This window comes from Luteimonas sp. A649 (assembly GCF_054072735.1).
This window is the reverse complement of the sequence record NZ_JBSVRQ010000001.1, coordinates 1258078-1270985: the sequence shown is the minus strand read 5'-3', so window position 1 is coordinate 1270985 and position 12908 is coordinate 1258078. Positions and strand designations below refer to the sequence as shown.

Sequence of the window (12908 nt, the reverse complement as noted above, 5' to 3'; positions counted from 1 at the left end):
GGAGCGGCTACAGCCGCGATCGACTCACCCAACCCGGACCCACCCATGCATCCAGCACAGCACCCCCTGTCACCCACCGGCAGGCTCTTCTCCGTCGTCGCCCTGATCGAAGCCTTCACCTGGGCGGGGCTGTTGGTCGGCATGTACCTCAAGTACGTCAGCGGCACGACCGAGCTCGGCGTCTGGCTGTTCGGTCGCCTCCATGGCGGCGCATTCCTGCTTTACGTGGTCGTCGCGTTCGTCGCAGGCACAAGGCTGCGCTGGCCGATGTGGGCCTTGCTGATGGCGGTGCTCGCCGCGATACCGCCGCTGGTGACGCTGCCGCTCGAATACTGGTTCCGTCGCCGGGGACTGCTTTCGGCAGTCACGCCCCGGGCGTTGCGTCACCCTTCTTCTGCTTCGGAATGAAGATGGTGATGGAGATCAAGGCTGCGATCGCCATCAACGCATTGAACGCCAGTCCCACCATGCCGGCCTCGCGCACCGCGACGTTGTCCTGCCGGCCGGAGAATTCGATCACCGTGCCCACGACATCGAGGCCGGTTTCCGACAGCGCGGTGAAGATGGCAGCCGAGGCCGCGACGCCGAACGCGGCGCCCAGCGAAGACGCCATCTTGTAGATACCCGATCCCGCGCCCGCCTGGTCGCCCGGGAGATTGGTCAGCGCGGCATCCGTAGACGGCGTGGCATAGAACGCCAGGCCGAGGCCGAACAGGGAGTAGGCGACGACCGCCAGGATGGCGTACTGCCACTGCATGGTGTGGGTGGCCATCAGCAGCAGGATCGAGCCGAGCACGATCAGCGAGCCCCATAGCATGGGCTTGCGCGGGCCGAAGCGCTGCAGCAACTTCTCGCCCACGCGGATGAAGGCGATGATGAAGATGGCGTAGCCCACCGTGAGGTATCCGGCCGTGGCCGCGGACATGCCGGCCGCGCCCTGCAGCACCCAAAGTGAGACCGTCAGCGCGCCGGCGGTGCCGTTGATCAGGAAGTTCGAGATCGTCGCGCCGGTGAACACCGGGTTCCTGAAGAGCTTGAAGTCCACCAGGGGGTAGTCCGCCTTGAGCTCGGCGTTGACGAAGATCCCGAAGGCCACCAGGAAGACCGCGAACAGCGCCCACGTCAGCAGGCTGGCCCAGCCGATGCTGGAGCCCTGGGTGACCACGATCAGGAGCGCCGCGAGGCCCACGGCCATCGAGACGATGCCCGTCCAGTCGGTCTTTCCGGGACGCCCGGCCAGCGGCGCGGACTCGGGGATCTGTCGCATCAGCACGATCGAGGCCACCGAGACCAGCGCGCAGATGATGAAGATCGCGCGCCAGCCGAGCACCGTGGAGGCCATGAAGCCGCCGAAGATGGCGGTCAGTCCGGAGCCGCCCCAGGAACCGATCGACCACATCGACACCGCCCGCTGGCGGTCCTTTCCGTCCCAGTAGACCTTCAGCAGTGCCATCGTCGAGGGCATGATCGCGCCCGCGGCCAGACCTTGCAGGATGCGGCCGAGGAGGATCATCGGCGTCGCGGCGGCATCGACTGCGAAGGCGATCAGCAGGGAGCCCGCAATGTTCAGGAGGTTGCCGAGGAAGACGATGCGCACCCGGCCGTACCTGTCGCCCAGGCCGCCGAGCACCACGATGAACATGCCGGAGAACAGCGCCGACAGCGAGATGGCGATGTTCATCACCGGCATCGGCATGCCGACGTCCTCGGCCATCAACGGGCCGATGTTCATGGTGGTCTGGGCGAACAGCCAGAAGGTCAGCACCGCCAGGACGATGCCCAGCAGCGCGGAGTCGTTGCCCTTGAAGCTGTTCGCCTGTGGCTGGGAAGCGGTCGCGGTGGCCATCAGCGGTCCTTCAGCAGCCAGGGGGACGCGGCGACGACGATCGCTTCGATGCCGCGGTCCAGGGTGGGATGGATGTCGGGCGCGAAGAAGGGCGAGTGGTTGCCCGGTGCATTCTTCCAGTCGGCGAAGCCCCCCAGCCCCCAGTAGGTGTACGGACAGCCGAAGGCATCGGGAATGATCGAAAAGTCCTCCGACGCCGGCACCGGGGACATGTCGACGGAGTCCTCGCCGAAGTACGCGTCGAACGCGGCGCGGACCCGGACGGTGGGCGCCTCGTGGTTGTCGGTCAGCGGGTACTGGTCGTAATAGCGGAACTCCGGCTCCGTCGGAGACCTGGCCGCCTCGCACTCCGCGCGCACGATGCGCTCGATCGCCTCGTGCAGGTGCTTCTCGACGTCCTTGTTGAAGGCGCGGGTGTTGAGCTGCAGCACGGCGGAGTCGGGGATGATGTTGGACTTGGTGCCGGCGTGGAAGCTGCCGACGGTGATGACGGCGGTCTCCCGCGGCGCGACCTCGCGCGCGACGATGGTCTGCAGCCGGGTCACGATCGCGGCGCCCAGCACGATCGGATCGACGCCGAGGTTCGGCATCGAGCCGTGCGAGCCTTTTCCGTAGAGGGTGATCTCGATCGAGGCCGCAGCCGAGAACAGCGGGCCGCTGCGGATGCCCACGGCGCCGCCTGGCAGCGAGCCCAGCACGTGCTGGCCCAGGTAGACATCGGGCTTCGGCAGCTTGTCGACGATCCCGGCATCGACCATGGCACGGGCACCTGCGGCGTTTTCCTCGCCGGGCTGGAATACCGCCAGGAAGGTGCCGGACCAGTCATCGCGGTGGTCATGCAGCGCCTGCGCCGCGCCCAGCAGGGACACGATGTGCACGTCATGCCCGCAGGAGTGGGCAACCGGTGTTTCCTTGCCCGTGGCCTCGTCGACCTGGGTCACGCCCTCGGCGGCGTAATCACGTCCGGAGCGCTCCGCCATGGGAAGGCCGTCGGTGTCGCCGCGCATCGCGACGACCGGGCCCTCGCCGTTCCTCAGGATTGCCACGATCCCGGTCTTGCCGATCCGCAGCACGTCTTCGATGCCGTAGGCCTTGAGCTCTTCCTCGATCCTTTCGGCGGTCCTGTATTCCTGCAGCGACAGCTCGGGGTGCCGGTGAAAATGCTTGTACAGCGCCTCCCGGGTATCCCGGTTGGAATCGAGGCCGGACAGGATGTTCTGCGTCGACATGGAGGCTCCTGGAGGAGGGTGCGGCCGGCGCCTCCAGAGTAGTACCAACCCGTTCCGGCCGCACTCAGCCCAGCAGGTCCTCCACCGCCTGCGCCATCGCTCCGCGCCGCAGCAGGAAATCCCAGGGGCTGCCGCCGAACTGCCGCCACAGCACGGCCGATCGCAGGGCGGCCAGCAGCATCGCGCGGATCTCGGCGACGATCGGAGCCTGCCCCAGGTAATGCGGATTGCCCTGCACCAGCACGCGCGGACGCAGCTGGCTGACTGTGTCGGCGTACAGCGTGCCGAGCTTCGCGAGTACGTCAGGGTGCGCGTTGCCCAGGCGCTCGGCGTCGATCCGTGCCGCAAGAATGCCCTCGTGCACGCGGCCTGCGATGTCGTCGTCCTGCACGAAGCGGCGTTCCAACTGGGTCACGGCCAGAGCCAGCTTCGGGAGCAGGGGATCCTGGCCACGGTTGGCCAGGTAATCGCGCACCAGCATCAGGCCCGGGCGCACGTTGGGCACGCCGCCGTAGATCTCGGCAGTGGAATCGGCATCGATCCGGAACACGCTTCCGAGCGCGGTCTCGAGCACGGTGCCTTCGGCCTGCCCGGTCTCCGCGACGCGGCGCACCTGGCGCAGCGCCTGCGCCAGGCCGGCGAGGGCGAGCATGCGGTCGTGGATCTCGCTCATGCCGGCACTCCCCTCGGGTCCGCAGGCGCGTCGGTGGCTGCGATCACGGCACCGCCCAGGCAGGCGTCGCCGGCGTACAGGACCACGGACTGGCCGGGGGTCACGGCGCGCTGCGGTCGGTCAAAGGCGACCCGCAGGGTCCCGGAATCATCAACGGTCACTTCGCATGGCTCCTCTTGCTGGCGGTAGCGCGTCTGCACCGTGCAGCTGAAACGGGTGGATGGTGGTGCGCCGGCGATCCAGTGTGCGGATTCGCTGCGCAGGCTCCGTGACATCAGGTAGGGGCTGTCGTGGCCCTGGTCAACCGTGAGCACGTTGGTGGCCACGTCCTTTCCGACCACGTACCAGGGCTTGTCGTCGAAGCCGCGGCGCCCGCCGATGTTGAGGCCTTCACGCTGGCCAAGCGTGTAGTAGAACACGCCCTGATGCGCGCCCACGACCTGTCCGCCAGGCGTGCGTATCTCGCCGGGGCGCGCCGGCAGGTACTGGCCGAGGAACTCGCGGAAGTCGCGCTCGCCGACGAAACAGATACCGGTGGAGTCTTTCTTGGCCGCGGTCGGCAAGCCGGCGGCCGAGGCCATCGCACGCACCTGGTCCTTTTGCAGCCCGCCGAGCGGGAACAGGGTGGCGGCCAGCTGCTCCTGGCCGAGCTGGTGCAGGAAGTAGCTCTGGTCCTTGCCGCGGTCGGCCGCGCGCAGCAGGCGCCAGTCGCGTCCGTCGTGGTCGACGCGCGCGTAGTGTCCGGTCGCGATGCGCGCGGCGCCCAGGTCGCGGGCGGCATCCAGGAAATGCTTGAACTTGATCTCGCGGTTGCACAGCACGTCCGGATTGGGCGTGCGCCCGGCGGCGTACTCGGCCAGGAAGTGTTCGAACACGCCGGCCCAGTATTCGCGCGAAAAGTCGCGGAAATGGATCGGTATGCCGAGCCGCCCGCAGACCGCCACGGCATCGCGCCGGTCCTCGTCGGCACGGCAGTGGCCGCTGCCGTCGTCGGCCCAGTTGTCCATGAACAGCCCGGCGACGGCCTCGCCGGCATCGCGCAGGAGCAGCGCGGCGACCGATGAATCCACGCCGCCGGACATGCCGGCGATGACCCCGGGGGTGGCCATCAGCGCACCGAGCGCAGCAGCGACAGCGGCTGCCGGCTGCCGCCGAGGTGGTCGGCCACGACCTGCCAGACCAGAGGACTGCGGTGGCGGTCGGCCTGGGCCTGGAGTTCGGCCGGTGTCAGCCACAGGGCGCGCACGATGCCCTGGTCCAGCGTCCGCGCCGGATCATGCGACAGCGGCCGCGCGGCGAAGGCGAAACGCAGGTAGTGGCGGCCGGGGCTGCCGTCGGGCAGGGCGGGGGAGGTCCACTGGTAGGCACCGATGAAGGCCGTGGGCTCCACGGTCCAGCCGGATTCCTCGAGCGTCTCGCGGACCGCAGCTTCGATCAGGTCTTCGTCGGGCTCGAGGTGGCCGGCAGGCTGGTTCAGCACCAGGCGCCCGCCGGAATGCTCCTCGACGCAGAGCAGCCGTCCGTCGTCGACCACCACGGTGGCCACGGTCACGTCGGGTTGCCAGAACCGCCCCTGTCGATATGTCACGGCCTGCACCGCCCACGCCTGCCCGCACGCACCGGGGCGTGGACGCAGTCGATCATCGCGGGGCTGGCAGGCTGCATGTGGAAACCTTGGGCGAGTGCGGCATTTTCCCCTGCGCGGCGGGGGCCGTCCACCGGGCACGTCGCTATAATCACGGCCATGAGCCACAACCCCGGACACGAGCGCGACCATGGTGTCGCCGTCGAAGTCGGCCGCCCCGAAGTGGCGCGGCCGCCGCTGTACTCCGTCCTGCTGCTGAACGACGATTACACGCCCATGGACTTCGTGGTCGAGGTGCTGCTGCGCTTCTTCGGCATGGACATCGAGCACGCCACCCAGGTGATGCTCCACGTCCACACCCGCGGCCGCGGCGTGTGCGGGGTGTTCAGCCGCGACGTGGCCGAATCCAAGACCGCCCAGGTCAACGAATACGCGCGGCTGAACCAGCATCCGCTCCTGGCGACGATCGAAAAAGCCTGAGCCGCGCGCCGCCGGTGGCGCGGCGCCTCACTCCCCGATGACAGCTCCCGGCGGGATACTGGAACCCGTGGATGGTGCTTGCCAACGACGCGGGCAAGGGCCTACAAGGAACCAGTCGCCGGATGGAAAAGTGGCTCGGGCACCCCCATCTGGTAAGCAGTGAATCCAGGAGGCACACCCCCCATGTTCAGCAAGGATCTCGAGTACAGCATCGGCCAGTGCTACAAGCGCGCCCGCGAGGCGCGCGACGAGTACATGACGGTCGAACACCTGCTGCTGGCGCTGCTCGACAACCCGTCCGCGGAGACCGTCCTGAAGGCCTGCGGCGCCGATTTCCATCGCCTGCGCTCGGACCTCGAACAGGCCATCGCCAGCTCCGTCTCGCGCCTGGCCGAAGACGACGGCCGCGACACCCAGCCGACGCTGGGCTTCCAGCGCGTGCTGCAGCGCGCGGTCTACCACGTGCAGTCCTCGGGCAAGAAGGAGGTCAGCGGCGCCAACGTGCTGGTGGCGATCTTCGGCGAGAAGGACTCGCACGCGGTCTACTTCCTCAACCAGCAGGACGTCACCCGGCTGGACGTGGTGAATTACCTGTCCCACGGCATCGCGCGCACCGGTGACGAGCCGCAGTCCGGCCCCGGGGACGAGGCCGAGGGCAAGGTCGAAGGCGGCGAGGGCGACGGCAAGGGCGATGCCCTGACCGAGTTCGCCACCGACCTCAACGCGCTCGCCCGCCAAGGGAAGATCGATCCGCTGGTCGGTCGCGCCGACGAAATCGAGCGCACCATCCAGGTGCTCTGCCGCCGCCGCAAGAACAACCCGCTGTACGTGGGCGAGGCCGGCGTCGGCAAGACCGCGATCGCCGAAGGCCTGGCCAAGCGCATCGTCGACGGCGAAGTGCCCGAAGTGCTGGCGGACGCGACCATCTATTCGCTTGACCTGGGCGCGCTGGTGGCGGGCACCAAGTACCGCGGTGATTTCGAGAAGCGCCTGAAGGCGGTACTGGCCGCGGTCGGCCAGCACGAAGGCGCGATCCTGTTCATCGACGAGATCCACACCATCATCGGTGCGGGCTCGGCGTCAGGCGGCACGATGGATGCGTCGAACCTGATCAAGCCCGCGCTGGCGTCCGGCGAGCTGCGCTGCATTGGCTCGACCACGTTCCAGGAATACCGCGGCATCTTCGAGAAGGACCGTGCGCTCGCGCGCCGCTTCCAGAAGATCGACATCGTCGAGCCCACCGTCGGCGAGACCTACGAGATCCTTCAGGGGCTGAAGCCGAAGTACGAGGCCCACCACAACGTCACCTATGCCGACGATGCGCTGCAGGCCGCGGTGGACCTGTCGGTGAAGCACATCGGCGACCGGCTGCTCCCCGACAAGGCGATCGATGTGATCGACGAGGCGGGCGCGCGCCAGCGGCTGCTGCCCGACGACAAGCGCAAGTCGCTGATCGACGTGGAAGAGGTCGAGATGATCGTCGCGCGGATGGCGCGCATCCCGACCAAGCAGGTCAGTGCTTCGGACAAGGATGTGCTTGAGCACCTGGAGCGCAACCTCAAGATGGTGATCTTCGGGCAGGATCCGGCGATCGCCACCCTGACCTCGGCGATCAAGCTTGCGCGCTCCGGCCTGGCGAGTCCGGACAAGCCGATCGGCAACTTCCTGTTCGCCGGACCCACCGGTGTCGGCAAGACCGAGGTCACCCGCCAGCTCGCGCTGCAGCTGGGTATCGAACTGGTGCGCTTCGACATGTCGGAGTACATGGAGCCGCACTCGGTCAGCCGCCTGATCGGCGCGCCCCCGGGCTATGTCGGGTTCGACCAGGGCGGGCTCCTGACCGAGAAGATCGTCAAGACGCCGCACTGCGTGCTGCTGCTCGACGAGGTCGAGAAGGCGCACCCGGATATCTTCAACATCCTGCTGCAGGTGATGGACCGCGGCATCCTGACCGATACCAACGGTCGCGAGGCCAACTTCCGCAACGTGGTGCTGGTGATGACCACGAACGCGGGCGCGGCGCAGGCGGCACGGCGCACGATCGGCTTCATGCAGCAGGACCACAGCACGGACGCGATGGAGGTGATCCGCAAGGGCTTCACGCCGGAGTTCCGCAACCGCCTGGACGCGATCGTGCAGTTCCAGGCGCTGGGCTTCGAGCACATCCTGCGGGTGGTCGACAAGTTCATCATCGAGCTCGAGGAGCAGCTGCACGAGAAGCACGTGAGCCTGGCGGCGACGCCGGCGGCGCGCGACTGGCTGGCCCAGCACGGCTTCGACCCGCTGATGGGCGCGCGCCCCATGGCGCGGGTGATCCAGGACAAGGTGAAGCGGCCCCTGGCCGACGAGCTGCTGTTCGGGAAGCTGGTCGCTGGCGGCAGGGTGTCGATCGACGCCGTGGACGGCGAGCTGGTGCTCGACGTGCAGGCGGAGCCGGAGAAGCTGCTGCCCGCGACGGTCGACTGAGCGGGCTTGTGGGCTCTCTTGTGGGAGCCGCTATAGCGGCGATCGCGGCCATGGCCGCTCCCACAAAAAGAGGCCCGCTCCACAGAAACGGAAAAGGCGGCCTGCGGGCCGCCTTTCTTCTTCGGGCGCGAATGGCGCCTTACTTCATGCGATAGGTGATGCGGCCCTTGGTCAGGTCGTAGGGCGTCATTTCAACCTTGACGCGGTCACCGGTGAGGATGCGGATGTAGTTCTTGCGCATGCGCCCGGAGATGTGCGCGATGATCTCGTGCCCGTTCTCCAGCTTCACACGGAACATCGTGTTGGGAAGCGTCTCGGAGATCGAGCCTTCGAATTCAATGACATCATCTTTCGCCATGCGTACTGTCTGACCAATTCAAGGGACCGGGCCGGGGCCCGAAAGACGGCAATTGTCGCATGGACGGGGGCGCCGTGCAAAATTCCCGTTAAGCGGGCGCGGACCGCCCGTCCACCGCGGTTGCCGTCGCGAGGCTGGCGGCAGGCAGGGCGAAGTCCATGTCCCAGCGGCCGACGCGTCCCGGCAACGCGGCCTGCCGTCGCACCTCGGCCAGGAAGCGGGGGCGCGGCCACGCCTGGGCCCCCATCCGCTGCAAATGCGCGTTCCCGACCTGGGCGTCGAGCAGCGGCCAGCCCCACGCGTGCAGGACCCTGGCCAGCGCCGCAAGCGCGACCTTTGAGCCGCCGCTCTCGCCGCTGAACATGCTTTCGCCGAAGAACATCCGGCCGACTGCCACGCCGTACAGCCCACCGACCAGGCGTCCCTCGCGGTCACGCACCTCGATCGAGTGCGCATGGCCCAGGGCGTGCAGGGCGGAGTAGGCGGCCCGCATCGCATCGGTGATCCAGGTCCCGTGCCCGCCGCGCCCCGGCGCGGTGGCGCAGGCCAGCATCACCTGGTCGAAGGCACAGTCGGCGGTCACGTTCCAGTCGGAACGACGCAGCTGGCGGCGGAAACGCGAGGACAGGTGCACGCTGTCGGTGGCGAAGACCGTGCGCGGGTCCGGCGACCACCACAGCAGCGGCTGCCCCTGCGAGTACCAGGGAAAGATGCCGGTGGCGTAGGCATTGAGCAGGCGTTGCGCGCTCAGGTCGCCGCCGATCGCCAGCAGGCCGTCGGGTTCGCGCAGCGCGGTCTCCGGATCCGGGAACGGCGCACCGGGGTCGGCGCCCAGCAGGGCGGGCAGCCTGCGGGTCACGTCGCTGGTCCCGCGTCGCGAAACGGCGAGCGTTGCATCAGTGCACGGGCCATGCCGTCGACCGCCGTCTCTTCCTCGCGGCACCAGTCACCCAGTGCGCGGCGGAACTCGGGGTCGGCGATCCAGTGGCGGCTGCGCACCGGCGTCGGCAGGAAGCCGCGCGCGATCTTGTGCTCGCCCTGCGCGCCGGGTTCGAAGTGCGTGAGCCCCTCGCGCAGGCAGTACTCGATGCCCTGGTAGTAGCAGGTCTCGAAGTGCAGGCCGGGCACCTGGCGCACGGCGCCCCAGTAGCGTCCGTACAGGGTGTCGCGCCCGCGCAGGCACAGCGCGCCGGCGATGGCTTCGCCGTCGAGGTCGGCGAGCACCAGCACCAGCGCGCGGGGCAGGGTGCGTGCCAGGTGGCGGACGAACTCGAAGGTCAGTGCCGGCGCGTTGCCGTAATCGGCAAAGGTCTCCAGGTAGAAGGCATGCATATGCGCAAGGTCGGTATCGCTGGCCTCGTCGCCATGCAGCACGCGGAAGCTCACGCCCGCACGTACGACCTTGGCCCGCTCCTGGCGGATGTTCTTGCGGTGGCGATGGTCCATGTCGCCGAGGAAGGCGGCGAAGTCCGGCCATCCGGCGTCGTTGCGCCAGTGGTACTGGATGTCGCTGCGGCGCATCCAGTCGGCGCCGAATGCGGCGTCCTCGCCGGCCTCATGGAAGTTGACGTGTGCCGACGACAGGCCCAGTTCGCCGGCGTGCGCCACGATGGCCTCGAGCAGTGCGCGTCGTGCGGCATCGTCGCGTGCCAGCAGCCGCGGCCCGGTCACCGGCGAGTAGGGCACCGCGCCCAGCCACTTGGGGAAGTAGTCGCGTCCGTAGCGCGCATAGGCATGCGCCCAGGCGTGGTCGAACACGAACTCGCCGTGCGAGTTGTCCTTCAGGTAGCCCGGTGCCGCGGCCACCAGTTCGTCGCCTACCCACAGCGTGATGTGCCGCGGCGTCCAACCCCAGCCCGCGCGCAGGCAGCCGCTGGACTCGAGGCCTTCGAGGAAGGCGTGCGTGACGAAAGGGTTGCCGCCGTCATGGAGTGCATCCCAGGCGGCGGCGGGGACTTCGGACAGCGAAGCGTGGATGCGCGCGACGGGCATGCGCGGACTCAGCCGGCCCGACCCGCCGCGCGACGCGGCTCAGGCATCCTTGTCGAGGAAGCGCTCGGCATCGAGCGCGGCCATGCAGCCGAAGCCGGCCGAGGTGATCGCCTGGCGATAGTGCTGGTCGGCGACGTCGCCGGCGGCGAACACGCCCTGGACCGAGGTTTCCGTCGCCCCACCCGACAGCCCGGAGCGGATCTCGAGGTAGCCGTTGTTCATCGCCAACTGGCCTTCGAACAGCGAGGTGTTGGGCGTGTGGCCGATGGCGACGAAAAAGCCGTGCACCTCGATCTCGCGGGTGCTGTCGTCCTGCACCGACTTCAGGCGCAGCCCGGTGACGCCGGCCTCGTTGCCCAGCACCTCGTCGACGACGTGGTGCCACACCGGCACGATCTTGCCGGCGTCGATCTTCGCCTGCAGCTTGTCCTGCATGATCTTCTCGGCGCGCAGGGTGTCGCGGCGGTGCACGAGGTAGACCTTGCGGGCGATGTTGGACAGGTACAGCGCCTCTTCGACGGCGGTGTTGCCGCCACCGACCACGGCCACGTCCTGGTCCTTGTAGAAGAAGCCGTCGCAGGTGGCGCAGGCGGACACGCCGCGGCCCTTGAACGCTTCCTCCGAAGGCAGCCCCAGGTACTTCGCGGTGGCGCCGGTCGCGATGACCAGGGCGTCGGCGGTGTAGTCGCCGTTGTCGCCCTTCAGGCGGAACGGGCGCTGCGACAGGTCGGCGCTGTGGATGTGGTCGAAGATCGTCTCGGTCTCGAAGCGCTCGGCATGCGCCTGCATGCGGTTCATCAGGTCCGGGCCCATGAGGCCATGGGCATCACCGGGCCAGTTGTCGACCTCGGTCGTGGTCATCAGCTGGCCGCCCATCTGCAGCCCGGTGACGACCACCGGCTTGAGATTGGCGCGTGCGGCGTAGACGGCGGCGGTCCAGCCGGCGGGACCGGAACCGAGGATCAGCAGGCGGCAGTGCTTGGAAGTGCTCATGTATACTCGCGGGCCATGGAATCACGGCGTTGGGAAGCCCATAGCTTGGCGGCGCCGGCGCGGCATGACAAGGCGCGGGGAGTGTCTTCGGCCGCAACGCAGGGTTCCCGTTGGCAATACGATGACTCGCCGCACATGCGGCGTTTTTTGTGCAGGACCTGAAGAGGACTCGACGGATGCGCATCGGTGTTGCCAGGGAAACCAAGACCCTCGAAGGGCGCGTTGCCCTCGTGCCCGCAGCCGCCGGCGACCTGGTGAAGCACGGCCATGAGGTGTGGCTGGAAGCGGACGCCGGGCTGAAGTCCGGATTCACCGACGCCGACTACGCGGCCCTGGGCGTGAACATCGCCCCCGACGCCGCCGCGCTTTACGGAAAGGGCGAACTGATCGTCAAGGTCAAGGAGCCGATCGCCGGCGACCTGCAGCACCTGCGCCGCGACCATCTGCTGTTCTGCTACCTGCACCTGGCCGCCGAGCCTGCGCTGACGCGCAGCCTGCTCGACATCGGCCTGACCGCCATCGCCTTCGAGACCGTCGAGCTGCCCAACGGCGACCTGCCGCTGCTGGCGCCGATGTCGATCATCGCCGGCCGCATCGCGGTGCAGGTCGGCACGCACCTGCTGCACCAGCCCGAAGGCGGCAAGGGCAAGCTGCTTGGCGGGCTGCCTTCGACCGAGCGCGGCAAGGTGGTGGTGTTCGGCGCAGGCAAGGCCGGCGGTGCATCCGCCGCGCTGGCCGCGGCCGGCGGCGCCAACGTCACCGTGTTCGAGATGCGCACCGACCGCATGGACGAGATGATGCGCCTGGGCGACAACGTCACTGCGTTGTACCCGTACCACGACGTTGTCGTGCGCGAGGTGGCCGCGGCCGACCTCGTGATCGGTGCGGTGCTGGTGACCGGTGCCAAGGCACCCAAGGTGCTGACCCGCGACATGCTCAAGGCGATGGAGCCCGGCAGCGTACTGGTGGACATCGCCATCGACCAGGGCGGCTGCTTCGAAACCTCGCGTCCGACTACCTGGAAGGATCCGACCTACGTGGAGGAGGGCGCGACCCACTTCTGCGTGACCAACATGCCGGGCGCCGTGCCGCAGACTTCGTCGCAGGCCATCTGCGCGGCGATCCTGCCCTGGGCGAACAGGCTTGCGGCCGGGGGCGACTGGCAGGCCGATCCGGCGCTGGCCCGCGGCATCAACGTCGCCGATGGCAAGCTGGTGCATCCGGCACTGCTTGGCATGGCTGTTTGACGCGCAATATGTTTAGAATCATCCCATTGCGGGAACTTC

At 68.3% G+C, this 12908-nt stretch carries 13 protein-coding genes; 4 read left to right on the top strand and 9 right to left on the bottom strand.

Annotated features, from left to right (window positions below; translation table 11 throughout):
• Nucleotides 1-45 precede the first annotated feature (45 nt).
• Complete coding sequence (locus ACW5E8_RS05960; RefSeq protein ID WP_456964550.1) at nt 46-408, top strand: DUF3817 domain-containing protein; 363 nt, start codon at nt 46-48, stop codon at nt 406-408.
• Here ACW5E8_RS05960 and ACW5E8_RS05955 read toward each other — a convergent pair.
• The 5 genes from ACW5E8_RS05955 to ACW5E8_RS05935 all read right to left on the bottom strand — a co-directional run bounded on the left by ACW5E8_RS05955 (nt 365) and on the right by ACW5E8_RS05935 (nt 5336).
• Nucleotides 365-1846, bottom strand: a complete 1482-nt coding sequence (locus tag ACW5E8_RS05955) for an MFS transporter (protein WP_456964549.1) — start codon at nt 1844-1846, stop codon at nt 365-367. The genes ACW5E8_RS05960 and ACW5E8_RS05955 overlap by 44 nt on opposite strands.
• Nucleotides 1846-3075 carry an amidohydrolase gene (locus tag ACW5E8_RS05950; protein ID WP_456964548.1) on the bottom strand — a complete coding sequence of 410 codons (1230 nt, stop codon included), beginning with the start codon at nt 3073-3075 and terminating at the stop codon, nt 1846-1848. The genes ACW5E8_RS05955 and ACW5E8_RS05950 overlap by 1 nt, the downstream gene beginning before the upstream one ends.
• Before the next feature lie 64 nt (nt 3076-3139).
• Entirely contained in the window at nt 3140-3748 is a 609-nt protein-coding gene (locus ACW5E8_RS05945) for a lysogenization protein HflD (RefSeq protein ID WP_456964547.1), read from the bottom strand.
• Nucleotides 3745-4857 (bottom strand): tRNA 2-thiouridine(34) synthase MnmA, encoded by a 1113-nt coding sequence (mnmA, locus tag ACW5E8_RS05940; RefSeq protein ID WP_456964546.1) that lies wholly within the window; start codon nt 4855-4857, stop codon nt 3745-3747. Before mnmA ends, ACW5E8_RS05945 begins: the two co-directional genes overlap by 4 nt.
• Nucleotides 4857-5336, bottom strand: a complete 480-nt coding sequence (locus ACW5E8_RS05935; RefSeq protein WP_456964545.1) for an NUDIX hydrolase — start codon at nt 5334-5336, stop codon at nt 4857-4859. The genes mnmA and ACW5E8_RS05935 overlap by 1 nt, the downstream gene beginning before the upstream one ends.
• A 156-nt stretch (nt 5337-5492) precedes the next feature.
• Between ACW5E8_RS05935 and clpS the strand changes: the two genes are divergently transcribed.
• Nucleotides 5493-5813: an ATP-dependent Clp protease adapter ClpS gene (clpS, locus tag ACW5E8_RS05930; RefSeq protein ID WP_456964544.1), complete on the top strand. Its 321-nt coding sequence runs from the start codon at nt 5493-5495 to the stop codon at nt 5811-5813.
• A 183-nt stretch (nt 5814-5996) separates the two neighbouring features.
• A complete protein-coding gene (gene clpA / locus ACW5E8_RS05925; RefSeq protein WP_456964543.1) occupies nt 5997-8279 on the top strand; it encodes an ATP-dependent Clp protease ATP-binding subunit ClpA in 2283 nt (760 codons plus the stop codon).
• A gap of 139 nt (nt 8280-8418) precedes the next feature.
• On the opposite strand, the gene infA is transcribed toward clpA, so the two are convergent.
• The 4 genes from infA to trxB form a co-directional block, all read right to left on the bottom strand.
• Nucleotides 8419-8637 carry a translation initiation factor IF-1 gene (infA, locus tag ACW5E8_RS05920; protein WP_456964542.1) on the bottom strand — a complete coding sequence of 73 codons (219 nt, stop codon included), beginning with the start codon at nt 8635-8637 and terminating at the stop codon, nt 8419-8421.
• Between the two features lie 88 nt (nt 8638-8725).
• Complete coding sequence (gene aat / locus ACW5E8_RS05915) at nt 8726-9496, bottom strand: leucyl/phenylalanyl-tRNA--protein transferase (protein ID WP_456964541.1); 771 nt, start codon at nt 9494-9496, stop codon at nt 8726-8728.
• Nucleotides 9493-10629, bottom strand: coding sequence for a GNAT family N-acetyltransferase (locus tag ACW5E8_RS05910; protein ID WP_456964540.1), 1137 nt, complete (start codon nt 10627-10629; stop codon nt 9493-9495). The genes aat and ACW5E8_RS05910 overlap by 4 nt, the downstream gene beginning before the upstream one ends.
• Before the next feature lie 39 nt (nt 10630-10668).
• Nucleotides 10669-11622: a thioredoxin-disulfide reductase gene (trxB, locus tag ACW5E8_RS05905; protein ID WP_456964539.1), complete on the bottom strand. Its 954-nt coding sequence runs from the start codon at nt 11620-11622 to the stop codon at nt 10669-10671.
• 176 nt (nt 11623-11798) lie between these two features.
• On the opposite strand from trxB, the gene ald reads away from it, so the two are divergent.
• Nucleotides 11799-12869: an alanine dehydrogenase gene (ald, locus tag ACW5E8_RS05900; RefSeq protein ID WP_456964538.1), complete on the top strand. Its 1071-nt coding sequence runs from the start codon at nt 11799-11801 to the stop codon at nt 12867-12869.
• Nucleotides 12870-12908 lie beyond the last annotated feature (39 nt).

What these genes read in the sequence shown, in the direction of transcription:
- ACW5E8_RS05960 (WP_456964550.1), top strand. Translation starts at nt 46, where the DNA reads ATGCATCCAGCACAGCACCCCCTGTCACCCACCGGCAGGCTCTTCTCC.
- ACW5E8_RS05955 (WP_456964549.1), bottom strand. Translation starts at nt 1,846, where the DNA reads ATGGCCACCGCGACCGCTTCCCAGCCACAGGCGAACAGCTTCAAGGGC.
- ACW5E8_RS05950 (WP_456964548.1), bottom strand. Translation starts at nt 3,075, where the DNA reads ATGTCGACGCAGAACATCCTGTCCGGCCTCGATTCCAACCGGGATACC.
- ACW5E8_RS05945 (WP_456964547.1), bottom strand. Translation starts at nt 3,748, where the DNA reads ATGAGCGAGATCCACGACCGCATGCTCGCCCTCGCCGGCCTGGCGCAG.
- mnmA (WP_456964546.1), bottom strand. Translation starts at nt 4,857, where the DNA reads ATGGCCACCCCCGGGGTCATCGCCGGCATGTCCGGCGGCGTGGATTCA.
- clpS (WP_456964544.1), top strand. Translation starts at nt 5,493, where the DNA reads ATGAGCCACAACCCCGGACACGAGCGCGACCATGGTGTCGCCGTCGAA.
- clpA (WP_456964543.1), top strand. Translation starts at nt 5,997, where the DNA reads ATGTTCAGCAAGGATCTCGAGTACAGCATCGGCCAGTGCTACAAGCGC.
- infA (WP_456964542.1), bottom strand. Translation starts at nt 8,637, where the DNA reads ATGGCGAAAGATGATGTCATTGAATTCGAAGGCTCGATCTCCGAGACG.
- ACW5E8_RS05910 (WP_456964540.1), bottom strand. Translation starts at nt 10,629, where the DNA reads ATGCCCGTCGCGCGCATCCACGCTTCGCTGTCCGAAGTCCCCGCCGCC.
- trxB (WP_456964539.1), bottom strand. Translation starts at nt 11,622, where the DNA reads ATGAGCACTTCCAAGCACTGCCGCCTGCTGATCCTCGGTTCCGGTCCC.
- ald (WP_456964538.1), top strand. Translation starts at nt 11,799, where the DNA reads ATGCGCATCGGTGTTGCCAGGGAAACCAAGACCCTCGAAGGGCGCGTT.